Source organism: Sphingobium sp. AP49, from assembly GCF_000281715.2.
Lineage (GTDB): Bacteria > Pseudomonadota > Alphaproteobacteria > Sphingomonadales > Sphingomonadaceae > Sphingobium.
In genome coordinates, this window is the sequence record NZ_CP124576.1 from 3914215 (window position 1) to 3939168 (window position 24954).

At 63.4% G+C, this 24954-nt stretch carries 13 protein-coding genes and 1 tRNA gene; 13 read left to right on the forward strand and 1 reads right to left on the reverse strand.

All coding sequences use genetic code 11. From position 1 onward, the window contains the following. Positions 1–2 precede the first annotated feature (2 nt). Positions 3–1634: a helicase HerA-like domain-containing protein gene (locus PMI04_RS18565; protein ID WP_007710722.1), complete on the forward strand. Its 1632-nt coding sequence runs from the start codon at positions 3–5 to the stop codon at positions 1632–1634. A 6-nt stretch (positions 1635–1640) separates the two neighbouring features. On the opposite strand, the gene PMI04_RS18570 is transcribed toward PMI04_RS18565, so the two are convergent. Further along, entirely contained in the window at positions 1641–2987 is a 1347-nt protein-coding gene (locus PMI04_RS18570; RefSeq protein ID WP_007710719.1) for an IPT/TIG domain-containing protein, read from the reverse strand. A gap of 175 nt (positions 2988–3162) precedes the next feature. On the opposite strand from PMI04_RS18570, the gene PMI04_RS18575 reads away from it, so the two are divergent. From PMI04_RS18575 to PMI04_RS18630, 12 genes are all read left to right on the forward strand, one after another. Further along, complete coding sequence (locus PMI04_RS18575; protein WP_007710716.1) at positions 3163–4467, forward strand: MFS transporter; 1305 nt, start codon at positions 3163–3165, stop codon at positions 4465–4467. Continuing rightward, positions 4464–5381, forward strand: coding sequence for a cysteine synthase A (gene cysK / locus PMI04_RS18580; protein ID WP_007710713.1), 918 nt, complete (start codon positions 4464–4466; stop codon positions 5379–5381). Before PMI04_RS18575 ends, cysK begins: the two co-directional genes overlap by 4 nt. Before the next feature lie 19 nt (positions 5382–5400). Further along, positions 5401–6777, forward strand: coding sequence for a cell wall hydrolase (locus tag PMI04_RS18585; RefSeq protein WP_007710710.1), 1377 nt, complete (start codon positions 5401–5403; stop codon positions 6775–6777). A gap of 75 nt (positions 6778–6852) precedes the next feature. Further along, positions 6853–8196, forward strand: coding sequence for an aminotransferase class V-fold PLP-dependent enzyme (locus PMI04_RS18590; protein WP_007710707.1), 1344 nt, complete (start codon positions 6853–6855; stop codon positions 8194–8196). A gap of 352 nt (positions 8197–8548) precedes the next feature. Then, positions 8549–12715 (forward strand): DNA-directed RNA polymerase subunit beta, encoded by a 4167-nt coding sequence (gene rpoB, locus PMI04_RS18595; RefSeq protein ID WP_007710705.1) that lies wholly within the window; start codon positions 8549–8551, stop codon positions 12713–12715. A gap of 81 nt (positions 12716–12796) precedes the next feature. Beyond that, complete coding sequence (gene rpoC / locus PMI04_RS18600; protein WP_007710703.1) at positions 12797–17053, forward strand: DNA-directed RNA polymerase subunit beta'; 4257 nt, start codon at positions 12797–12799, stop codon at positions 17051–17053. Positions 17054–17304: 251 nt separating this feature from the next. Next, positions 17305–17378 (forward strand) — tRNA-Gln (locus PMI04_RS18605). 131 nt (positions 17379–17509) lie between these two features. Further along, complete coding sequence (locus PMI04_RS18610) at positions 17510–18919, forward strand: alpha-amylase family glycosyl hydrolase (RefSeq protein WP_037486569.1); 1410 nt, start codon at positions 17510–17512, stop codon at positions 18917–18919. 18 nt (positions 18920–18937) lie between these two features. Then, positions 18938–19588 (forward strand): TetR/AcrR family transcriptional regulator, encoded by a 651-nt coding sequence (locus tag PMI04_RS18615; protein WP_007710698.1) that lies wholly within the window; start codon positions 18938–18940, stop codon positions 19586–19588. Positions 19589–19976: 388 nt separating this feature from the next. Beyond that, positions 19977–20384 carry a hypothetical protein gene (locus PMI04_RS18620; RefSeq protein ID WP_007710696.1) on the forward strand — a complete coding sequence of 136 codons (408 nt, stop codon included), beginning with the start codon at positions 19977–19979 and terminating at the stop codon, positions 20382–20384. 3 nt (positions 20385–20387) lie between these two features. After that, positions 20388–21650 (forward strand): efflux RND transporter periplasmic adaptor subunit, encoded by a 1263-nt coding sequence (locus PMI04_RS18625; RefSeq protein WP_007710694.1) that lies wholly within the window; start codon positions 20388–20390, stop codon positions 21648–21650. 113 nt (positions 21651–21763) lie between these two features. Continuing rightward, complete coding sequence (locus PMI04_RS18630; protein WP_007710692.1) at positions 21764–24952, forward strand: multidrug efflux RND transporter permease subunit; 3189 nt, start codon at positions 21764–21766, stop codon at positions 24950–24952. Positions 24953–24954 lie beyond the last annotated feature (2 nt).

Genomic DNA, 24954 nt, shown 5'->3' on the forward strand with positions numbered 1-24954 from the left:
CCATGAGCGACGGCATTTTCCTGGGTCTGGGCGCGCCCGAAAAGGACGGCGGCATCCCCCAATATCTGAATCTGCGCCGGGCCAATCGCCATGGCCTGATCGCGGGCGCGACGGGCACCGGCAAGACGGTGACGCTGCAGGGGATTGCCGAGAGCTTTTCCGCGAACGGAGTGCCGGTGTTCGTCGCCGACGTAAAGGGCGACCTGTCAGGCATCGCGATGGCCGGATCACCGACCCTCAAAAATGCCGACAAGCTGGTGTCCCGCGCCAAGGAAATCGGCATCGCCGATTACAGCTATAGCGACAATCCGGCGATCTTCTGGGATCTGTATGGCGAGCAGGGCCATGCGATCCGCACCACGGTGAGCGAGATGGGGCCGCTGCTGCTGGCCCGGCTGATGGGCCTGAACGAAACGCAGGAAGGCGTGCTCAACATCGCCTTCAAATATGCCGACGAGGAAGGGCTGCTGTTGCTCGACCTGGGCGACCTGCAGGCAATGCTCGCCTATTGCGCGGAAAATGCCGACAGCCTGTCGGCCCGCTTCGGCAATGTCACCAAGGCCAGCGTCGGGGCGATCCAGCGCCAGTTGCTCCAGCTCGAAACCCAGGGCGGCGACCATTTCTTCGGCGAACCCGCGCTCGACATCCACGACTTCCTGAAGGTGGACGAGAAAGGCCGCGGCTATGTGAACATCCTGGCCGCCGACAAGCTGATGCAGAGCCCCAAGCTCTATGCCACCTTCCTGCTCTGGCTGCTGAGCGAATTGTTCGAGACACTGCCCGAGGTGGGCGACCCGGAAAAGCCGGTGCTGGTCTTCTTCTTCGACGAAGCCCATCTGCTGTTCGACGATGCCCCGGCCGCGTTGCAGGACAAGATCGAGCAGGTGGTGCGCCTGATCCGGTCGAAAGGCGTCGGCGTCTATTTCGTGACCCAGAACCCGATCGACATTCCCGAGGCGATCGCCGGCCAGCTCGGCAACCGGGTGCAGCATGCGCTGCGCGCCTTCACTCCGCGCGACCAGAAGGCGATCAAGGCGGCGGCCGACACGTTCCGCATCAACCCCGACCTCGACATCGAAAACGCGATCACCGAACTCAAGACCGGCGAGGCGCTGGTGTCACTGCTGCAGGAAGACGGTGCGCCGGGCGTGGTCCAGCGCACCTTGATCGCGCCACCGCGATCAAGGCTTGGGCCGGTCGATGCCAAGGAACGGGCGATCATCCAGTCGATTTCGCCGTGCGACGGCAAATATGACGATGCGGTCAACCGCGAATCCGCACAGGAGATCCTGGCCGCACGCGGGGATGCCGCCGCTGCCGCCGCGCAGGCCGCAAAGGCCAAGGCGGAAGCCGACAAGGCCGCCGCCGCGCAGGCCAAGGTAGAAGCCAAACAGCGCGAGCAGGAATTGAAGGAACAGGCGCGCCGGGACGCCGCCGAGGCCCGCGAGACGGCCAAGCCCAGCAGCTTTGACAAGGCGGTCCAGTCCGCCACCCGCTCCGCGGCGTCCTCGGTCGGCCGTCAGGTCGCCAATGAACTGGGCCGCGCCGTGTTCGGCGGGTCGAGCCGCAAATCGTCGGGCGGCGGCATCGCCGGCCAGTTGGTGCGCGGCATATTGGGCAGCCTGTTCAAATAAGCGGGATCAAAGATCGCCGTCATCCACCGTGATGCCGAGAATCCCGTCGACAAGTCGCCCCTTGACCGGGCCGACCACTTGCTGCGCATGGCTGATCTCATAACCATATTTCTGGTCGCCCTCGATCACGTCGACATGGGCGCCATAGGTCCATTCCGGTTCGCGCAATTGGACGTTGGTGGCGTAGGGAAAGGACCAGCTGGCCTGATCGCTGGAACTGATGGTGAAGCTCTGTCGCGGCATGGGAGCCCGAACATCGTGGGTCAGCGTCGTCTTCATCTTCCAATTGACCCAACCCCGCCCCTTGCAATCCCTGAAGGGTTCAATGCCGCGATAACCACATCCCCGCACCCGCCCCGGCACATTGACGCAGCGCGCACCGCTGATGGAAGCCGGACCGGCGTTGGAGCCGCAATTTTTCCCGGTGACGCTGAAATTCGTGATGGCCGCGACAGTCCAGCCCATGGGCGCGCAGACATTCTGGCTGACATCGACATTGGCATCGCAATCCCCCGGCTTGCCGGAGTTGAACTCGTGCTTTTCCTTGCGCGTTTCCGTCTTCAGGCTGGTGGGCTGCATCCAGCCGGTCAGGGAAAAGGTGCGCTTGGGCAGCAGCAGCGTCCAGGCCTGCAAGGTCACCGGCACGGTGGACGTATTGCAGAAGAGCAAGATCATCTTTTTCCGGCGTTCCTGCGCGGCAATGCTGATGGCGACCGAGCCGCGGGTCTTGACCGCAGCGGCCACCGACGGGGGTATGGCAAGCCGCATTTCATTGGCTGAACGAGCCAATATCTGCGCGGGCTGCCCACCGATCGTCACGGCGCCATCAGGCGCCTGATCCAGGAAATTGCCTTTCACGGTCACTTCGGGCGTGTCCCGGCCGACGCGGATCGCATCGGGCGTTACCATGACGATGCGCGGCGTCTGCGTTCGGCAAGGCAGCGAATAAGTCGTGTTATAGGCCAGGATGTCCGCGTCGGCGATCGTCAGTCGTGCCTGACTGCCCGCATTGTTGGTGACCTCCATCGTCGCCTTGGCAAGCTGCTTGGTCAGCGCCTGTGCGTCGCGATAGAGCGCCTGCTGTTGCGTATCGAGCTTGTCGAAAGTCAGATTGATATTGCCGGCAATCGCCTTGTCGAGATCGGCCAGGACATTCTGGGCATTGGCCTGCAGACTATTGCCCACGCCCTTCATCTCGCCGCCCATCGTCTCCAGCGTCGACTTGAAGCCATTGAGGGCCTGGGACAGGGCAACCGATACCGCACCGATCGTCGCCACCTCGCCCTGTGCATGGGCGGGTTGAACCAATGCCATCAGGACCATCGCAACAGTCGCACCACGCAATCCACGCATCGGCCTGCCCTCCATTACTTGATGAAGCAGGAATCTAGCATTGCCGCGGGCGCCGGTAATTTCGATCTGAATCCGAAACGAACCAATCGGGACGGCGCACCCGGATGCCCCCTCCATGACGCATGTCTGTCTGCCATGTTGCTGTTGCCCCCCCAACGCGGTTAAGAGCGCGGCGATGCCTTCTTCCGCCACCACGCCCCACCCGCTCCGCTTCGGCAATTTCCGCGCTTATCTGGTCGGCCGTTTTGCCGCCGTTCTGGCGCAATATAGCATGATGATCGTGCTGGCCTGGCAGGCCTATAATGTCGCGCGCGAAACGATGACGACGGCGGGCGCCTCGGCGCAACTTGGCCTCATCGGCCTGGCCCAGTTCCTGCCGCTCTTCTTCCTGACGCCGGTGACCGGCTGGGCAGCGGACCATTTCGACCGGCGGATGATCACCCGCTTCACCCTGACCCTGCTGACGGCGGCGGCGGGCTTGCTGGCCTTTGCCACCTATGAGGGTTGGGTCAGCCTGCCGCTGATCTTCGGCATCGCCGCGATCGTCGGCGTCGCGCGCGCCTTCAACGGCCCGGCCTATAGCGCGCTGGCCCCCAACCTGATCCCGCGCGAGGTGCTGCCTAACGCGATCGCAATTTCGAGTGTCGTCTGGCAGACCGGCATGATCGCTGGTCCGGCGGTGGGCGGCTATGCCTATGCCGCGACCCCATGGGGCGCCTATGCGCTGGCGACCGGCCTCTATGCCGCAGCGCTGGTCGCGATGTTCTTCATCGGCCCGGTGCCCCAGCCGCCGCGCGACACCAGCCGCCATCCGGTGCGCCAGATGATCGATGGCTTCACCTATGTCCGCACCAACCGGCTGGTGCTGGCGACGATCACGCTCGACCTGTTCGCCGTGCTGCTGGCCGGCGCCACCGCGCTGCTGCCGGTCTATGCCCGCGACATATTGCATGTCGGGTCGGCGGGCCTGGGCCATCTGGCCGCTGCGCCCGGCATCGGTGCCGGCGCCACTGCGCTGTGGTTCTCCTTCCGTCCGATGAAGACCGAGGTCGGCCTCAAGATGCTGGGCGCGGTGATCCTGTTCGGCCTGGCGACGATCAGCTTTGGCCTCACCGCCTTCGTACCGCACAGTATTGCTATGGAGATGGGCATTGCCTCGCTGGTCGTGCTGGGCGGCGCGGACATGGTATCGGTGTTCGTGCGCCAGTCACTGGTGCAGCTTCATACCCCCGACGCCATGCGTGGCCGCGTGTCCAGCCTGTCGCAGCTCACCATTTCGGCCTCCAACGAACTGGGCGAGGCGGAATCAGGCTTCCTTGCGGCGCTGGTTGGGCCTATCGCTGCGGTCATCGGGGGTGGCGTCGGCGCCATCCTCATCACCCTATTTTGGGCGCGGCTTTTCCCCGAGCTGCGCCTTGCACGCACTTTCGACCCACCCGACATAAGGGAGGCGGACCCCAGCCAGGAGAAGGCGATATGAAAGCTGCCAACATTCTCGAAACGATCGGCAACACCCCCCATATCCGGGTCAACCGGCTGTTCGGTGATGCCGAAATATGGATCAAGTCGGAACGGTCGAACCCGGGCGGGTCGATCAAGGACCGCATTGCGCTGGCCATGATCGAGGCGGCCGAAGCGTCGGGCGACCTGAAGCCGGGCGGTACCATCATCGAGCCGACATCGGGCAATACCGGCGTCGGCCTGGCGATGGTCGCAGCGGTCAAGGGGTACAAGCTGGTACTGGTCATGCCCGAAAGCATGTCGATCGAGCGTCGCCGGCTGATGCTGGCCTATGGCGCCAGCTTCGACCTGACCCCGCGTGAAAAGGGTATGAAGGGCGCGATCGAGCGCGCGCTGGAATTGGTCTCGCAAACGCCGGATAGCTGGATGCCCCAGCAGTTCGAGAATCCTGCCAATATCGACGTTCACGTCCGCACCACAGCGCAGGAAATCCTGGCCGATTTTGCCGATGCGCCGATCGACGTGCTGATCAGCGGCGTGGGGACCGGCGGCCACATCACCGGCACCGCCGAGGTGCTCAAGAAGCAATGGCCCAATCTCAAAGTCTATGCGGTCGAGCCGACCCTCTCACCCGTCATCAGCGGCGGCCAGCCGGGTCCGCACCCGATCCAGGGCATCGGCGCGGGCTTCATCCCGGCCAACCTGCACACCCAGATCCTGGACGGCGTGATCCAGGTCGATCCCGCCGATGCCAAGGATTATGCGCGCCGCGCCGCCAGTCAGGAAGGGATGCTGGTCGGTATCTCGTCAGGCGCGACACTCGCCGCGATCGCGCAGAAGCTGAAGGAACTGCCCGCTGGCAGCCGCGTTCTCGGCTTCAACTATGACACCGGCGAACGCTATCTTTCGGTGCCCGACTTCCTGCCCGAGTAAACGGAATATAGAATAGGGCATGATCGGCGACACATCCTCCACCCGGCCACATCCGACGATGTGGCTGATCTGGCTGTTGTTGTTCGTCGGTCTGCCCATGACCGTAGCCGGCTGGGAAAGCCGGCCCCGGGCCGGTGAGCAGGCCGTCCTGCCGGGCCGATTATCCGCCATCGCCGCATCGGGGATGCCCCGCCCCAGAACAGCGCCGCCTGCGGTCGAACCGGTCGAGATTTTTGCCCTTGGTCCCGATCAGGCCCGCGACCTCAACGCCAAAATCCCCTTTTCCACGGAACCCAATCCATCAGCCCGCCCCTTTCTGTTCCGGGGATCGGAAACCGATCTGGCGCGGGCGACCGATTGCCTGGCGGCGGCCCAGCTTTATGAGGCGGGCGACGACGGCGTCGGCGAGCAGGCGGTGGCGCAGGTCGTATTGAACCGCGTACGGCACCCCGCCTTTCCCAAGACCGTGTGCGGCGTGGTATTTCAGGGGCAGGAGCGCACGACCGGTTGCCAGTTCACCTTTAGCTGCGACGGCGCCCTCGCGCGCACGCCTTCCGCAGGCGCATGGGAACGGGCGCGGGACATTGCGCGCGGGGCATTGGCGGGCAAAGTGTTCAAGCCGGTCGGCTATGCCACCCATTATCATACCGACTGGGTGGTCCCCTATTGGAGTGGCAGCCTGGACAAGATCACGGCGGTTGGCACGCACCTGTTCTTTCGCTGGCGCGGCTGGTGGGGCACGCCGCCCGCCTTCCGCCTGGGCGAGACGGGCAGCGAGCCGTTAATCACCCGCATCGCCCGCCTGTCCACCGCCCATCAGGGCACGCCGGAAACCAGTCTGCCGGGCATGCCGCCGATCCTGGCGGCGGAAGCCGCTGCCGCACTCGCCGCCAAGCCACAGCAGGCGATCGGCACCGATATGCAGGGCAAGACGATCGCCGGTGCCCGGTTGATCGCGGTCGCGCCGGGAGCGAGGAGCTTCCTGGTCGAACTCAGCCGCACCGCTCCCGCCGACGCCTGGCCGGCGATGGCGGAAACCTTCTGTGCCGGACGTCCCGAATGCCGGATCATGGGGTGGCGTGCGGGCACCGCGCCAGCCGGCCTGCCCCTCAATGAGACACAGCTGGAGGCGATGAGCTTTGCCTATATCCATAATATCGGTACCGGCTTGCAGCGCGCGCTGTGGAACTGCACCCAGTCGGCCCGCGCCAACAAGGCCGAATGCATGCGCCAGCGGGTGCCTGCCGCCGCCGCCCCGACCGTGAATGTCCCGCAGCTCAGCGGCGTGCGGCGGAAAGAGCGGTTCGAAATGGTGAAGATCGCACCGATCACGCCCACCCCATCCCCCACAGCGCCGACACCGAAAGTGACACCGTCGATACCCCCGCCCTCTTGATCCGGCGACGGCCGATTAGCGGATTTCCCGGCCGCCAACGTTATGGTATAAAATTACCATGCAGAAAGGGGCATGATGGATACGCGGCGGGGCTTTCTGGGTCGGACTGGTAGCGCACTGGGTGCAACGTTGAGCTTGCCTCTGGCGCTTGAACCTTCGTTTGCGGCCTCGCCCGACACATCTGGCGACTGGCCGCGTGAAACATCTTTCCGCTTCACGGGCGAAATGGCAAATTTCGAGGCCGCACAACGTGCTCTGGCATCACTTTATGATGTCGAGCGCGATTTCGCGACATTCGACGCGGCCTATTATGGCGCCATGACATTGCCGGTGCAGGCGAGCTATCGCGCCTATTCCCAATGGGTGAACCGCAACAATTCGCTGTTCCTGCGCAATGCCGCTCCGGGTCATCCGCGCGATACGGAATTGGACTGCTCGCGCGCGGCCGTCGCGAAGCTGCTGGGCGCACGCACCGAGGAGATCGCGCTGTCGGGCGGCGGCACCGAGGCCCTCTATGCGTTGATCGCCAATTATGCGCTGCTCAAGGCTGGCGACGCGGTGATCTATGCCGATGTCGACTATGACGAGATGCAATATGCCTGCGACTACCTGGAGCAGAGCCGGGGCGCCCGCATCGTCCGCTTCAGCCTGCCCGAGCCGCATACGGAAGCGAATATCCTGGCCGCCTATGACAGGATATTGAAGGAAACACCGCGCGCGAAACTGCTGCTGCTCACCCATTTGTCCAATCGCAATGGACTGGTGCCGCCGGTCAAGGCCATCATCGCGATGGCCAAGGCGCGCGACGTCGACGTGATCCTGGACAGTGCACAGGCGGTCGGCCACCTGCCTTTCACGGTTGCGGACACCGGCGCGGATTTCATCGGCTTTTCGCTCCACAAATGGCTGGCCGCGCCGCTGGGCACCGGCGGCATCTATATCCGCAAGGAACGGTTGCAGGATATCGCGCCCTGGCTGGGCAACCGCATTCATGGACCGGAGGATATCCGCGCACGCATCCCCACCGGCACGGTCGATTTCGCGGCCCGCCTGACCATCCCCCGCGCAATCGAGGTGCAGGACGCGATCGGGCTGGACGCCAAATATCGCCATCTTGTGCGGCTGCGTGACTATTGGGTGGAAGGGGTGCGCGACATCGCCGGCCTGGAGATCATGCTGCCGCAGGAGACCGGCCGCTTCGGCGCCGTCACCGGGTTCCGCTTACCCGGCATGAAGGGACCAGATGATGCGAAGGTCGCCGCCAAGCTATTCCTCGACAAATATCGGCTGCTGCTGGTAGCCAAGGCGGGACTAGCATCCGGACCGGTGCTGCGCGTGACACCGGCGCTGTTCAACGACAGTAGCGAACTGGATCGGCTGGTCACCGCCATTCGGGCAGAACGTCGAATGTTCCTTTAGGGGCATCCAGCCGCCCCGTCGCCGCCGAGCGATGGGAATGGGCGCGAGCACCCTTCACAAACCGGACATGAGCTTCTATATGAAGCATTCGCAAGACGGCAGGATATTTGGTTCCAAGCATCCTGTCGCGCCCGATACCGTTCGGGAGCCTAAGCCGCATTGCGCACGGCAAAGGCAGGAATAGAGCGGTTTTTCGGGTATCTCAAGACGCTGGCAGTGCGGTTCGGACGGTCCCGACCCGCACTTTTTTGCGTGGAGCAAGTGGGGCGAATCACCCCCAATTGCGCCCACATTTCGGCCGAATTTTCGCTGCGATGCGAAAAAACGCGATGAACAGACAGGCAGGATACGCATGGCGACCAAAGCTCTCCCCTCCAGCACCAACACCGGCGCGAAAAAGCGCATCCGCAAGGTGTTCGGCGACATCCACGAAGTGGTGCAGATGCCGAACCTGATCGAGGTCCAGCGGGAGAGCTACGAACAGTTCCTGCGATCCAATCCGAAGATCGGCTATGTCTCGGGCCTGGAAAAGACCCTGCGCTCGGTCTTCCCGATCCGCGACTTCGCCGGTACCGCCGAGATGGACTTCGTCCATTACGAGCTGGAAGACCCGAAGTTCGACGTCGAGGAATGCCGCCAGCGCGGCATCACCTACGCCGCGCCGATGCGCGTTACCCTGCGCCTGATCGTGTTCGAAGTCGACCAGGATACCGAAACCCGTTCGGTCCTCGATATCAAGGAACAGGACGTGTACATGGGCGACATGCCGCTCATGACCGAGAACGGCACGTTCATCGTCAACGGCACCGAGCGCGTCATCGTGTCGCAGATGCACCGGTCGCCGGGCGTCCTGTTCGACCATGACCGTGGCAAGACCCACTCGTCGGGCAAATATCTGTTCGCCGCGCGCGTCATTCCGTATCGCGGTTCGTGGCTCGACTTTGAATTTGACGCCAAGGACATCGTCAACGTCCGTATCGACCGCAAGCGCAAGCTGCCGGTGACGGCGCTGCTTTATGCCCTGGGCCTCAACGCCGAAGACATCCTGGCCCATTTCTACAACAAGGTCACCTTCGTCCGCGGCGAAGGCGGCTGGCAGATTCCCTATCTTGCCGAAGCATGGCGCGGCCAGAAGCCGGCATTCGACATCGTCGACGCGAAGTCGGGCGAAGTCGTGTTCGCCGCCGGCCACAAGATCAGCCCTCGCGCCGCCAACAAGGCGGAAAAGGACGGTCTCGCCACCCTGCTGATCCCGACCGAGGAAGTCTATGGCCGCTACAGCGCCTATGACCTGATCAACGAGAATACCGGCGAAATCTACATCGAGGCCGGCGACGAAGTCAGCCCCGAGAATCTTGAGAAGCTGGACAAGGCGGGCATCGACCGCCTGGAACTGCTGGACATCGACCATGTCACCACCGGCCCCTGGATCCGCAATACGCTCAAGGCCGACAAGGCAGAGGATCGCGACCAGGCCCTGTCCGACATTTATCGCGTCATGCGTCCTGGCGAACCGCCGACGAAGGAAACGGCCGAAGCGCTGTTCGCGGGTCTCTTCTTCGATCCCGAACGCTACGACCTGTCGGCCGTCGGCCGCGTCAAGCTGAACATGCGCCTTGACCTCGATGCCGAGGACACCGTCACCACGCTGCGCGTCGAGGACATCCTGGCCGTCGTCAAGGAACTGGTGAACCTCAAGGACGGCAAGGGCGAGATCGACGACATCGACAATCTCGGCAACCGCCGCGTGCGTTCGGTCGGCGAACTGCTGGAAAACCAGTATCGCGTCGGCCTGCTGCGCATGGAACGCGCCGTCAAGGAACGCATGTCGTCCGTCGACGTGTCGACCGTGATGCCGAACGACCTGATCAACGCGAAGCCCGCCGTGGCGGCCGTGCGTGAATTTTTCGGCTCGTCGCAGCTGTCGCAGTTCATGGACCAGACCAACCCGCTGTCGGAAGTCACCCACAAGCGCCGCGTGTCGGCGCTTGGGCCGGGCGGTCTGACCCGCGAGCGCGCAGGCTTCGAAGTCCGCGACGTTCACCCGACCCATTATGGCCGTATCTGCCCGATCGAAACGCCCGAAGGCCCGAACATCGGTCTGATCAACTCGCTGGCCACCTTCAGCCGCGTCAACAAGTACGGTTTCATCGAAACGCCGTACCGCAAGGTGATCGACGGCAAGGTGACCAACGACGTCGTCTATCTGTCGGCGATGGAAGAGGCCAAGCATACGATCGCGCAGGCCAACGCGGAAGTGAGTGCCGAAGGTTCGCTGGTGGAAGACCTGATCTCCGCCCGTGAAGCCGGCGAATTCCTGATGGCGCCGCGCGACAACATCACCCTGATGGACGTCAGCCCCAAGCAGTTGGTGTCGGTTGCCGCCTCGCTCATTCCGTTCCTGGAAAATGACGACGCCAACCGCGCGCTCATGGGATCGAACATGCAGCGTCAGGCGGTCCCGCTGGTCCGCGCTGAGGCGCCGTTCGTCGGCACCGGCATGGAAGGCACCGTGGCCCGTGACTCGGGCGCGGCGATCGCCGCCAAGCGCGCCGGCATCATCGACCAGGTCGATGCGACCCGTATCGTGATCCGTGCCACCGGCGACGTCGAACCCGGCCAGTCGGGCGTCGACATCTACACGCTGCAGAAGTTCCAGCGCTCCAACCAGGACACCTGCATCAATCAGCGTCCGCTGGTGAAGGTGGGCGAACTGGTGCAGGCCGGCGACGTCATCGCCGACGGCCCGTCGACCGAGTTCGGCGAGCTGGCGCTGGGCCGCAACGTGCTGGTCGCGTTCATGCCCTGGAACGGCTACAACTATGAAGACTCCATCCTGATCTCCGAGCGGATCGTGAAGGATGACGTCTTCACCTCGATCCATATCGAGGAGTTCGAGGTCATGGCCCGCGACACCAAGCTGGGGCCGGAAGACATCACCCGCGACATTCCCAACGTCGGTGAAGAAGCGCTGCGCAACCTCGACGAGGCCGGCATCGTGTACATCGGCGCCGAAGTGGAACCGGGCGATATCCTGGTCGGCAAGATCACCCCCAAGGGTGAATCGCCGATGACCCCGGAAGAAAAGCTGCTGCGTGCGATCTTCGGCGAAAAGGCAAGCGACGTGCGCGACACCTCGCTGCGCCTGCCGCCGGGCGTCGCCGGTACGGTCGTCGAAGTCCGCGTGTTCAACCGCCACGGCATCGACAAGGACGAACGTGCCATGGCGATCGAGCGGGAGGAAATCGACCGCCTCGCCAAGGACCGCGAGGACGAACGCGGCATTCTGAACCGGGCGACCTTCAACCGCCTGCAGGAAATGCTGATCGGCCAGACCGCCACCGCCGCACCCAAGGGCGTCAAGAAGGGCGTGGTCATCGACGAGGCCCTGCTGGCCGAAGTCGAACGCCATGACTGGTGGAAGTTCGCGGTCGAGGACGATGTCCGTCAGACCGGCATCGAAGCCGTCAAGGCGCAGTATGACGAAGCGGTGAAGCTGATCGTCGAGAAGTTCGAGGATCGCGTCGACAAGCTGCAGCGTGGCGACGAGCTGCCCCCGGGCGTGCTCAAGATGGTCAAGGTGTTCGTCGCGGTGAAGCGCAAGCTGCAGCCGGGCGACAAGATGGCCGGCCGTCACGGTAACAAGGGTATCATCAGCCGCATCCTGCCGGCCGAAGACATGCCCTTCCTGGAAGACGGCACCCCGGTCGACTTCGTGCTGAATCCGCTGGGCGTGCCTTCGCGCATGAACGTCGGTCAGATCTTCGAGACGCATCTGGGCTGGGCCGCACGCGGCCTGGGCGCCCAGATCGGCGCAGCGCTGGACAGCTGGCGTGAAGCGAATCCCAATCCCGAGGCCGGTGCGCCGCCCGAGGCGATCAAGGATCTGCTCAAGACGATCTATGGCGACAATTATGTGGCCGAAATCGACGCCCGCAGCCCCGAGCAGATCGTCGAGCTTGCGCAGAATGTCCGCGGTGGCGTGCCGATGGCGACGCCGGTGTTCGACGGTGCCGTCGAATCCGACGTGTCGGCGATGCTGAAGCTGGCCGGTCTGGACGAATCCGGCCAGGTCTCGCTTTATGACGGCCGCACCGGCGACGTGTTCGACCGCAAGGTGACCGTCGGCTACAAGTATGTCCTGAAGCTGCATCACCTTGTCGACGACAAGATCCACGCACGCTCCATCGGCCCCTACAGCCTCGTCACCCAGCAGCCGCTGGGCGGTAAGGCCCAGTTCGGTGGCCAGCGCTTCGGTGAAATGGAAGTGTGGGCGCTCCAGGCCTATGGCGCTGCCTACACGCTGCAGGAAATGCTGACGGTGAAGTCGGACGACGTGGTCGGCCGTACCAAGGTCTACGAAGCGATCGTCAAGGGCGACGACACTTTCGAGGCCGGCATCCCCGAAAGCTTCAACGTGCTCGTCAAGGAAATGCGCTCGCTGGGCCTCAATGTCGAACTCGCGTCGCTCGACGACATCAGCGAGGACGATGGCGGCTTCGCGGCAGCGGCGGAATAAGGGCGTGCGGGCGCCGTCCTGTAGGATGGCGCCCCTGCCCTCTTCGCCCCAAGAATTTTGCCCTCATGAGGGAATGACAAGATGAATGAACTGACCAATTTCGCCAACCCGATCCAGAAGGCTGAAACCTTCGACCAGATCCAGATCGGCCTTGCGTCCCCCGAACGTATCCGCAGCTGGTCGTTCGGCGAGATCAAGAAGCCGGAAACCATCAACTATCGCACGTTCAAGCCCGAGCGTGACGGCCTGTTCTGTGCCCGCATCTTTGGTCCGATCAAGGACTATGAGTGCCTGTGCGGCAAGTACAAGCGCATGAAGTACAAGGGCATCGTCTGCGAAAAATGCGGCGTGGAAGTGACCGTGTCGAAGGTCCGCCGCGAACGCATGGGCCATATCGAACTGGCTGCCCCGGTCGCGCACATCTGGTTCCTCAAGTCGCTGCCTTCGCGCATCGGCTTGCTGCTCGACATGCAGCTCAAGCAGCTTGAGCGCGTCCTCTACTTTGAAAGCTATATCGTCACCGAGCCGGGCCTGACCCCGCTGGAGAAATATCAGCTTCTGACTGAAGACGAGCTGCTCGACGCGCAGGACGAATATGGCGAAGACGCCTTCTCCGCCGGCATCGGCGCCGAGGCGGTCAAGCAGATGCTGATGGATCTCGACCTGGAAGGCGAGAAGCAGGCACTGCTGGACGAACTGGCCGTCACCAAGTCGGAGCTGAAGCCCAAGAAGATCATCAAGCGCCTGAAGGTCGTCGAGAGCTTCCTGGAATCGGGCAACCGTCCCGAGTGGATGATCCTGGACGTCGTGCCGGTCATCCCGCCGGAACTGCGTCCGCTGGTGCCGCTGGACGGCGGTCGCTTTGCGACGTCGGATCTGAACGATCTGTATCGCCGCGTCATCAACCGCAACAACCGCCTGAAGCGCCTGATGGAACTGCGCGCGCCGGACATCATCGTCCGCAACGAAAAGCGCATGTTGCAGGAAGCCGTCGACGCCCTGTTCGATAATGGCCGTCGCGGCCGCGTCATCACCGGCGCGAACAAGCGTCCGCTGAAGTCGCTGTCCGACATGCTCAAGGGCAAGCAGGGCCGCTTCCGTCAGAACCTGCTCGGCAAGCGCGTCGACTATTCGGGTCGTTCGGTCATCGTGACCGGTCCGGAGCTGAAGCTGCACCAGTGCGGCCTGCCCAAGAAGATGGCGCTCGAACTGTTCAAGCCGTTCATCTACGCCCGCCTCGACGCCAAGGGTCTGTCCATGACCCTGAAGCAGGCCAAGAAGTGGGTCGAAAAGGAGCGCAAGGAAGTCTGGGACATCCTGGACGAGGTGATCCGCGAGCATCCGGTGATGCTGAACCGCGCGCCGACGCTGCACCGTTTGGGCATCCAGGCGTTCGAGCCGGTGCTGATCGAAGGCAAGGCCATCCAGCTCCACCCGCTCGTCTGCTCGGCCTTCAATGCCGACTTCGATGGTGATCAGATGGCCGTCCACGTGCCGCTCTCGCTGGAAGCCCAGCTGGAAGCGCGCGTGCTGATGATGTCGACCAACAACATCCTGTCGCCCGCCAACGGCAAGCCGATCATCGTGCCCTCGCAGGACATGGTGCTGGGCATCTATTATCTGTCGATGGAGCGTGAAGGCGAACAGGGCGAAGGCATGTTGCTGGCCGACATGCAGGAGGTCCACCAGGCCCTCTTTGCCAAGGCAGTCACCCTGCACTCGAAGATCATCAGCCGCGTGCCGCAGACCGACGAAAATGGTCAGCAATATATGAAGCGGTTCGAGACCACGCCGGGTCGCATGCTGCTGGGCGAATGCCTGCCCAAGTCGCACAAGGTGCCCTTCGACGTCGTCAACCGCCTTCTCACCAAGAAGGAAATCGGTGACGTGATCGATCAGGTCTATCGTCACACCGGCCAGAAGGACACGGTGCTGTTCGCTGACGCCATCATGTCGCTGGGCTTCCGTCACGCGTTCCAGGCCGGTATCTCGTTCGGCAAGGACGACATGGTGATCCCCGACAGCAAGGTGACGTTCGTTGACGAAACCAAGGCGCTGGTGGCCGACTATGAGCAGCAGTATCAGGACGGTCTGATCACGCAGCAGGAAAAGTACAACAAGGTGATCGACGCCTGGAGCCGTTGCGGCGATCAGGTCGCGAACGCCATGATGGACGAAATCCGTGCCCAGCCCAAGGACCCCAAGACCGGCCGTCTGGCGCCGATCAACTCGATCTACATGATGGCGCATTCCGGTGCGCGTGGTTCGCAGGCGCAGATGAAGCAGCTGGCCGGCATGCGCGGCCTGATGGCCAAGCCGTCGGGCGAGATCATCGAAACGCCGATCATCTCGAACTTCAAGGAAGGTCTGACCGTTCTTGAGTACTTCAACTCGACCCACGGCGCCCGTAAGGGCCTGGCCGACACCGCGCTCAAGACGGCGAACTCGGGTTACCTGACCCGCCGTCTGGTCGACGTGTCGCAGGACTGCACCGTCGTCGAGGAGGATTGCGGTACCGAGAAGGCACTGGAGATGAAGGCCATCGTCCAGGGCGGTTCGACCATCGCATCGCTCGGTGAGCGCATCCTGGGTCGTACCACGGCGCAGGACATCGTCGACAGCAAGGACGGCACGGTCGTCATCCCGATCGGCACTCTGCTGGACGAAGCGATGATCGCGCAGATCGAAGCCATCGGCACCCAGGCGGTCAAGATCCGCAGCCCGCTGATCTGCGAAAGCAAGATGGGCGTGTGCGGCAAGTGCTATGGCCGTGACCTGGCCCGCGGTACGCCGGTGAACATCGGCGAAGCCGTCGGTGTCATCGCGGCCCAGTCGATCGGTGAACCGGGCACGCAGCTGACCATGCGTACCTTCCACATCGGTGGTGCAGCGCAGCTCAACGAAACGTCGAACCTGGAATCGGTGTCCGACGGCACGATCGAACTGCGCGACATGCCGACCATCACCGACAAGAATGGTCGTCGCCTGAGCCTTGCCCGCAACGGCGAGATCGCGATCATCGACAATGAGGGCCGCGAACGCGCGACCCATCGCCTGCCTTATGGCGCGACCATCCTGTTCGCCGACGGCGACAAGGTGGCCCAGGGCGATCGCATTGCCGAATGGGATCCGTTCACCATGCCGGTGATCACGGAAAAGCCGGGTATCGTGAAGTATCAGGACCTGATCGACAGCAAGACGCTGACCGAGCAGACCGACGAAGCGACCGGCATTGCCCAGCGCGTCGTGACCGAACATCGCGGCGCTGCCCGCACCAAGGAGGATCTGCGTCCGCGCCTGACCCTGCTGGACGATGAATCGGGTGAAGCCGCACGCTACATGCTCGCGGTCGGCGCGATGCTGTCGGTCGATGATGGCCAGACGGTGCAGGCTGGTGACGTGCTGGCGCGTGTCAGCCGCGAAGCGGCCAAGACCCGCGACATCACCGGTGGTCTGCCGCGCGTCGCCGAACTGTTTGAAGCCCGTAAGCCCAAGGACAATGCGATCATTGCCAAGGTCTCGGGCCGCGTACAGTTCCTGAAGGATTACAAGGCGAAGCGTAAGATCGCCATCAATCCGGAAGATGGCGGCGAGCCGGTCGAATATCTGATCCCCAAGAGCAAGGTGATCGACGTTCAGGAAGGCGACTTCGTGAAGCGCGGCGACAACCTGATCGGCGGTTCGCCCGATCCGCACGACATTCTGGAAGTGCTCGGCATCGAGCCGCTGGCCGAATATCTGGTCGCCGAAATCCAGGAAGTCTATCGCTTGCAGGGCGTGAAGATCAACGACAAGCACATCGAAACGATCGTTCGTCAGATGCTGCAGAAGGTCGAGATCATCGAATCCGGCGACACCACTCTGTTGGTGGGCGAACAGGTCGATCGCGAGGAAATGGACGAGATCAACAGCAAGCTGGCACCGGGCTTCGCGCCGGCCGCCGGCAAGCCCGTGCTGCTCGGCATCACCAAGGCGTCGCTGCAGACCCGTTCGTTCATCTCGGCGGCGTCGTTCCAGGAGACCACCCGCGTCCTCACCGAGGCAGCGGTCCAGGGCAAGAAGGACACGCTGATCGGCCTCAAGGAAAATGTCATCGTCGGCCGCCTGATCCCGGCGGGTACCGGCGCGGGCATGAACCGTCTGCGCGTCGCAGCCTCCAGCCGCGATGCGGCGATGCGTGCAGCACTGCGCGCGTCGAGCCAGGTCGACCTGATCGCACCGAAGACCGCCGCCCAGGAACATGCCGCCGAACTGGCGCAGGGTCCCGAAGCGGCAATCGGCGACGATCCGCTGGGTGCCGTGCAGGGTGATGATTTCACCACGCAGGACATGGACTGATCTTTGCAATGAAGGGCGCCGCTTCCTACATGGGAAGCGGCTCCCAGCCCGTCGGTTTCGACAGGAACCGATAGATTGCCCGTCGGATCAGCAAGGATCCGGCGGGCTTTTCTTTTTCCGGCAGGATGTGAGGCCGGTCATGGCGGCAATGCGCCCGTCAAAAAGTCTGTCGACAAGTCTCATAAAGCGCTTGACCGACTCGAAAACCCCGCCTATCTGCGGCGTCCCAAGCGCGACGCGCTCAGGATTGATGCCCGATCCTCTAATGGTAAGAGAGCGGACTCTGACTCCGTCAATCAAGGTTCGAATCCTTGTCGGGCATCCAAATTCCCATATATCGGTCGACAAATAGGCCCATTGGGTTGACGATGACGCACGCCATTTCCCCGGCCTGAAACCGTCCCCGCATCCCGCGCGTATCAGGTGGTGAATGATCCCATCAGTGCGAGGCCGGCCTTGAAGCGATATTTCCACGCAGCGTCCATTGCGCTTCTGCTCTTGAGTTCAAGCTCGCAGGCCGTTTCGCAACCCCGGCTCGATCTGACAGAGCATGCCGTCGACCAGCCCCAACCTTACGCCATGGTCCAGCATCCGCGATGGTCTCGCGATGCCGTTTTATATGAAATCAATTTGCGACAATTTACGCACGAAGGCAGCCTTCGTGCTGCGCAGGCCGAATTACCGCGCCTTCAGAAAATGGGCGTGGGCATTATTTGGCTGATGCCAATTCATCCCATCGGCGAGAAGAACAGGCTGGGCGCACTGGGCAGCCCCTATTCGGTTCGAGACTATCTGGCGGTCAATCCGGAATTTGGCTCGCTCGCGGATCTGAAAGCCTTCGTTACGACCGCCCACAGGCTCGGCATGTATGTTATCCTCGACTGGGTGGCCAATCACTCATCCTGGGACAACACGCTAACCCTGACGCACCCCGATTGGTATGAACATGACGAGCAAGGCGAATTTAGGCCGCCTGCCTGGACCAGTTGGACCGATGTCATCGCGTTTGACTATGCCAGACCCGGCCTGCGTCGCTACATGACCGAGGCCCTCAAATATTGGGTGCGAGAAGCCGATGTCGACGGATTTCGGGCCGACTATGCCGGCGGCGTGCCACTGCAATTCTGGGAAAATGCCCGGACAGAACTGGAACAGATCAAACCGGTTTTCATGCTGGCCGAATGGGATTATCCCGAACTGCATCGGCGTGCATTTGATGCCTCTTATGCCTGGAAGCTGGTTCAGGCGATGCGCGATGTCGCTCAGGGCCGCGCCAATACCGCAGCACTGGCCGGCTATTGGAACGTTGAAGCGGATGCGTGGCCGCATGAAGCCTATCGCCTGGCCTATACCAGCAATCATGACAGCAGCGCGTGGGAAGGCTCCGACCGAGACATATATGGCCCGGCACTGACCGCCATGACCGCCCTCACCTTTGCAGCGGACACGATGCCGCTGATCTACAACGGCCAGGAGGCCGAATATCCCAAACGTCTAAACTTCCTCACGCGCGACGCTATCGCCTGGCGCGATGCGCCCGCCGCAAAGCTCTACAGCCGCCTGATTGCCTGGAAGAAAGCAAACCCTGCGACCTTTAATGGTCAATATGGCGGCGCCATGGTCGAGGTTAAAACCAGCGCACCGGGCAAAATCTTCGCATTTGTCCGCCAGCGGGAAAAGAACAAGATTCTCGCCCTGTTCAATTTTACCGCCCAACCACAGCGGGTCACACTCCAAAGCCCCATTGCCCATGGCCGCTATGACAATTTTGACGGCGGGCAACCGATCGAAGTCAATGACGGCACGCAGTTGGAATTTCCGCCCTGGTCTTTCAAGCTGTTCGCGACCGGTACATCGACGCCATAATCCATATGGATCGCGCCTATGGACGTACGGCCATGTCCGCACTATATACCGGTCGGTATGGAAATGACGGCAACACAGAGTGGCAGGGGCCGCCCGCGGGAGTTCGATCCCGAGGAAGCCCTGGCGGCTGCGCTACAGGTCTTCTGGCGGCGCGGCTATGAAGGCGCATCGCTGGCGGAACTGACCGAGGCCATGGGCATCACCAAGCCCAGCCTTTACGCCTGTTTCGGCAACAAGGAGGCGCTGTTCCGCAAGGCGCTCGACCTCTATGAGCGCGACAAGCTCTGCTATGTGAAGGCATCGCTGGAGGAACCCACGGCCAAGGCCGTGGCCGAGCGCATGCTGCGCGGATCGCTGGCGATCCAGACCGGCAACACTGACCCCCAAGGGTGCATGGGCGTCATCAGTTCGGTTGGCGGCACCGCCCATTCCGAATGTATTCGCGACGAGGTCTTGGCCCGTCGTGCCTCGTCCGACCGCGCCCTGCTCGACCGGTTCGAGCGTGCCAAGGCCGAAGGCGACCTGCCCGCAGGGGTCGAGCCGCAGGCGCTCGCCTGTTATCTGTCGACCGTAATCCAGGGCATGGCCGTGCAGGCCGGCGCCGGCGTACCGCGCGACCGGCTGGAGCAGCTTATCGATACCACCCTCACCATGTGGCCGAGTAAATAGCGGAATTTATTTCGCTTTTGCAGCAAGGCGCCCCTTGAAATTGCCGCACTGCAAATAAAATACCTTCCGGTACAAAAAGACGGTTGACGGGACAGTCCCCGTTAATATATACCATGCGGTACACAATGATGCTGGGTGCATAGCCCAGGGAGGTCATCATGCAGCAATTCAATCTTCGGCGCTGTCGACGATAGCGTCACCCAAAGGGGCGGTTTCCCGGTAACGGGTGCCTCCTGTCTCATCATCTTTGCGCCCTCTTCGCGGCGGCTTGTGCCGCTCGCGCCGCAAGGACGCATGCCCGCATCTTCGGGCGATCATATCGGGACGCATGAGGCGTTTTACCGCGCGATGGCGCGTGCCCGATCCAGGTTACAGGAAGGAACAGGCCATGGCTTTCCTCGATTTCGCCCAGGCACTTGCCGGTCCGCAGATGGCGGTCGGCGCCACCCGCCAACCCGCTGTTGCGCCGATCATCGACGCGCCAGCCACCGAATTTTCCGCCCAGGAATGGCAGATCGTCGATTTTGCCCGCACCGACGGCCTGCGCTCGCTGCGCGGCCCCGGCTCCTTTGCTCGTCTACGCAAATGGATCTGGGGCGAGGAACATAGCCCCACCCTCGCCAGCGAACGCCTCGAAGCGCTACGTCGGCTGGCCGTCGAGGCCTGGCACAAGGGCTATGCCGTTTCGCTTTCCGCCCTCGCCGCCTTCCGCGCGGCCGGCTTTTCCACTGCGCAGCTCGAACTGCTGCTCGCCACCATCAGCGCGGGCCGCGCCGCCCGCTCGCTCCGGAGTTAATCCATGAACCAGTTCACCAAGATCACCGCCGACGGGACCGCGTCGGACATTCACGCCTCCCCCGGTGTCCGATGGTCGCGCAAGCATGGCGGTATCGCCGCCGTCGCGCTCATCGCCCTGTTCGGCATCGGCTGGAAGCTGGTCGACCGCCCGTCGGCCCAGGCTGCGGCCGTCCCGCTGGCGGCTGTCGGCGTTTCCGCGCCGCTCGCCCGCAGCGTGACGCAGTGGGATGATTATGTCGGCCGCTTCGCCCCCAGCCAGACGGTCGAGATTCGCCCGCGCGTGTCGGGCGCCGTGACCGCCATCCATTTCCGCGATGGCGACTTCGTGCGCCAGGGGCAATTGCTCTTCACCATCGACCAGCGCCCGTTCCAGGCGGCCCTGGCCGAGGCGCGGGCCAGCGTCGCCTCAGCCCGCAGCGCATTGCTGCTGGCGCAGAATGACTATGGTCGCGTCCAGCGGCTAACCGGCGACGAAGCCGTGTCGGCCAGTGAAGTGGACTCGCTCCGCTCGCGGCTGCAGGCAGCGCAGGCCGCCCTGGCCGGCGCGCAGGCGCGCGAACGCAGCCGGGCGCTGGACGTCGAGTTCACTCAGGTCCGTGCGCCGATTTCCGGCCGCGTGTCGGATCGCCGGGTCGACATCGGCAATCTGGTATCGGGCGGTGAAGGCAGCACAGCCTCGCTGCTGACCACGGTCAACAAGCTCGACCCCATCTACTTCAATTTCGATGCGTCCGAAGCGCTCTACCTCAAGTCGCAGCGCGACAAGGAGAATGGCGGCGCGGTCGAAGTGCGGTTGCAGGATGAGGCGGACTATAACCACAAGGGCCGGCTCGACTTCACCGACAATGGCCTTGATCCCCGGTCGGGCACGATCCGCATCCGCGCCGTGTTCGACAATCCGGGCAATTTCCTGACCCCCGGCCTGTTCGGCAATATGCGCCTGGCCAATGGCGGCAAGGCCAATGCCCTGCTAGTTCCCGACGAGGCGATCCAGTCCGACCAGGCGCGCAAGACCGTGCTGGTGGTCGACAAGGACGACAGTGTCGCGGTGAAGCCGGTCGAGCTTGGCCCGATCGTCGACGGGTTGCGCATCGTCCGCAGCGGGCTCGATCCCAAGGACCGGGTGATCGTCAGCAACCTGCAGGCGGCAATGCCGGGTGCCAAGGTCGCGGTGAAGCCGGCACGCATCACCCCGACCCCCGCGCCGGTCACCCCGGTCGACAGCGCCGCTCCGGTTGCTGCCCAGGCCACCTTCGCCCGGTAAGAACTGACCCCACCCTTCACACGGGTGGGGCCAATCAAACGAAATCCCAAGCCCGTGATCCGGCCCAGCCGGATCGCGCGGTATCCCTTTCGCCTTTCGCAAAGGACGATCCGATGCGTTTCTCCCGTTTCTTCATCGACCGGCCGATCTTCGCCGCCGTCATCGCGGTGGTCATCACCGTGGTCGGTGCGCTTGCCTTCGTCGGCCTGCCGGTGTCCCAATATCCCGACATCGTGCCCCCCACGGTCACGGTTTCCGCCCAATATCCCGGCGCATCCGCCGAAACAGTCGCGTCGACCGTGGCCGCGCCGATCGAACAGGAAATCAACGGCGTCGACGACATGCTCTATCAGAGCAGCCAGTCGACCGGCGACGGCAAGGTCGTCATCACCGTCACCTTCAAGATCGGCACCGACCTGGATGCCGCGCAGGTGCTGGTGCAGAACCGCGTCGCGGTTGCCATCCCCCGCTTGCCCGAGGAAGTGCAGCGCCTAGGCGTCGTCACCCGCAAGACCACGCCCGAATTCCTGATGGTCGTGAACCTGCAATCGCCCGACGGCACCTATGACCGCGACTATATTTCCAACTATGCCCTGACCCAGGTGCGCGACCGGCTGGCCCGGCTCGACGGCGTGGGCGACGTGCAGCTGTTCGGTTCGCGCGACTATGCGATGCGGATCTGGATCGATCCGGATCGTGCCGCCGCGCTGGATCTGACGGCTGGCGAAATCGTCTCCGCCCTGCGCGCGCAGAATGTCCAGGTGTCGGCCGGCTCGATCGGCCAGCCGCCCTATGACCGGGGCGAGGCTTTCCAGCTTGGCGTCGAGATGCAGGGCCGTCTGACGACGCCGGAACAGTTTTCCGACATCGTTATCCGGTCGGACACCGATGGCCGACAGGTGCGCGTGCGCGATGTCGCCCGCGTCGAACTGGGCGCCCAGGATTATGGTACCAACACCTATCTCAGCAACAAGCCGACGGTCGTGATCGCGACGATGCAGCGCCCCGGCTCCAATGCGCTCGACGCGGCGGAGAAGGTCAAGGCGGAGATGGAGCAACTGTCCAAGCGCTTCCCCAAGGGCCTGGAATATAGCATCATCTACAACCCCACCGAATTCATCAGCCAGTCGATCGACGCCGTCTATCACACGCTGTTCGAAGCAGTGATCCTGGTCGTCATCGTCATCCTGATCTTCCTGCAGAACTGGCGCGCGGCGGTCATCCCGATCATCGCGATTCCCGTCTCGCTGATCGGCACGGCAACGATGCTGGCGGCGGTCGGATACTCGCTCAACAACCTGTCGCTCTTCGGCCTGGTGCTAGCGATCGGTATCGTCGTCGACGACGCGATCGTCGTGGTCGAGAATGTCGAACGCAATATCGAAAATGGCATGAGCCCGCTGCAGGCGGCCCGCGTGTCGATGGACGAAGTGTCGACCGCGCTGGTGGCGATCGTGCTGGTGCTGTGCGCCGTGTTTGTGCCGACGCTGTTCATCACCGGCATTTCCGGTGCCTTCTACCAGCAGTTCGCGGTCACCATCTCGACCGCAACGGTAATCTCGCTGATCCTCTCGCTCACCCTGTCGCCGGCTGCAGCCGCCCTGCTGCTGAAGCCCAAGCATGGTGCCCATGACCTCGACAACGCGCCGCGCTGGCGCCAGGTCGCGGCCAAGGCAGCGGATCGCTTCAACCGGGGCTTTGATCGGATGAGCACGGGCTATGCGCGCCTCACCCGCTTCCTCGTCGCGCGGCCCAAGAAGATGCTGCTGACCTATGCCGGCCTGATCGCCGCCACCATCGCCCTGTTCTGGGTGACGCCTGGCGGCTTCATCCCGGCGCAGGACCAGGGCTATTTCCTGGCCGTCGTCCAGCTGCCCTCGGGCGCATCGCTGGAACGCACCGACAAGGTGACGCGCGAGGTCGCGGCGAAGATCCTGCCGATCAAGGGCCTGCGCGGCGCGGTGATGTTCGCCGGCTTCCACGGCCCGTCGCAGACGCAGGCGCCCAACAGCGCGGCGATCTACTTCCCGTTCAAGAGCTTTGCCGAGCGCAAGGCCGAAGGCGCCACCTATGCCGGGATCATGGATCAGGCGAACAAGGCGGTCGCGGGCTATGACAAGGCGCGCATCCTGCTGGTGCCGCCGCCGCTGATCCAGGGCATCGGCTCAGCCGGTGGCTATCGCTTGATGCTGGAGGACCGGGAGGATCGCGGCTATGCGGAACTCAACAAGGTTGCCGGCGAACTGATCGGCAAGGCCAATCAGAGCCCCAGCCTGGCACAGGTCTATACATTGTTCGACGTCGGCACCCCGCGCATCTTCGCGGACGTCGATCGCCGCAAGGCCGACCTGCTGGGCGTACCGCCTGAGCGCGTGTTCGAGGCGATGCAGGTCTATCTCGGCTCCGCCTTCGTCAACGACTTCAACCTGCTGGGTCGCACCTATCGCGTGACCGCCCAGGCCGATGCCGAACATCGCGGCACCGTGGCCGACATCGCCAACTTGAAGACCCGGTCGAACAGCGGCCAGATGGTGCCGATCGGTTCGGTCTCCACCTTCCGCGACAAGACCGGTCCCTATCGCGTGGTTCGCTATAACCTGCTGCCCGCGGTGGAAATCGATGGCGACACGGCACCGGGCTATTCGTCGGGCCAGTCGCTGGCCACGATGGAGAAGCTCGCCGACGCCGCCCCTGCCGGCTATGCCAGCGAATGGACCGGCGTTGCCTATCAGCAGATCAGTGCCGGCAACACCGCAGGCATCGTGTTCGGCATGGCGGTCTTCTTCGTCTTCCTGGTGCTGGCGGCGCAATATGAGAGCCTGACCTTGCCGCTGTCGATCATCCTGATCGTGCCGATGTGCCTGTTCGCGGCCATGCTGGGCGTGAACCTGCGGGGGATGGACAATAATATCCTCACGCAAATCGGTCTGGTCGTCCTGATCGCGCTCGCGGCGAAGAACGCCATTCTGGTGGTCGAATTCGCCAAGCAGGCGGAAGAGGAACAGGGGCTTAGCCCGGTCGAAGCCGCCGTTCAGGCTGCCCAGACCCGTCTGCGCCCGATCCTGATGACCAGCTTCGCCTTCATCCTGGGGGCGGTGCCGCTGGTGATCGCCAGCGGGGCCGGTGCGGAACTGCGCCAGGCGCTGGGCACGGCGGTCTTCTTCGGCATGACCGGCGTGACGGCCTTCGGCCTGCTCTTCACCCCCACCTTCTATGTCGTGTGCCGCGCGCTGGGCGATCGCTTCGCCCGTCGCCGGCGCCCGGAGGCTGACGATGCTGCCGCATTGCAGCCGGCCGAATGAGG

Coding starts and splice junctions, on each gene's coding strand:
- PMI04_RS18575 (WP_007710716.1), top strand. CDS start 3,163: ATGCCTTCTTCCGCCACCACGCCCCACCCGCTCCGCTTCGGCAATTTC.
- PMI04_RS18630 (WP_007710692.1), top strand. CDS start 21,764: ATGCGTTTCTCCCGTTTCTTCATCGACCGGCCGATCTTCGCCGCCGTC.
- PMI04_RS18585 (WP_007710710.1), top strand. CDS start 5,401: ATGATCGGCGACACATCCTCCACCCGGCCACATCCGACGATGTGGCTG.
- PMI04_RS18570 (WP_007710719.1), bottom strand. CDS start 2,987: ATGCGTGGATTGCGTGGTGCGACTGTTGCGATGGTCCTGATGGCATTG.
- cysK (WP_007710713.1), top strand. CDS start 4,464: ATGAAAGCTGCCAACATTCTCGAAACGATCGGCAACACCCCCCATATC.
- rpoB (WP_007710705.1), top strand. CDS start 8,549: ATGGCGACCAAAGCTCTCCCCTCCAGCACCAACACCGGCGCGAAAAAG.
- PMI04_RS18620 (WP_007710696.1), top strand. CDS start 19,977: ATGGCTTTCCTCGATTTCGCCCAGGCACTTGCCGGTCCGCAGATGGCG.
- PMI04_RS18590 (WP_007710707.1), top strand. CDS start 6,853: ATGGATACGCGGCGGGGCTTTCTGGGTCGGACTGGTAGCGCACTGGGT.
- PMI04_RS18615 (WP_007710698.1), top strand. CDS start 18,938: ATGGACGTACGGCCATGTCCGCACTATATACCGGTCGGTATGGAAATG.
- PMI04_RS18565 (WP_007710722.1), top strand. CDS start 3: ATGAGCGACGGCATTTTCCTGGGTCTGGGCGCGCCCGAAAAGGACGGC.
- rpoC (WP_007710703.1), top strand. CDS start 12,797: ATGAATGAACTGACCAATTTCGCCAACCCGATCCAGAAGGCTGAAACC.
- PMI04_RS18625 (WP_007710694.1), top strand. CDS start 20,388: ATGAACCAGTTCACCAAGATCACCGCCGACGGGACCGCGTCGGACATT.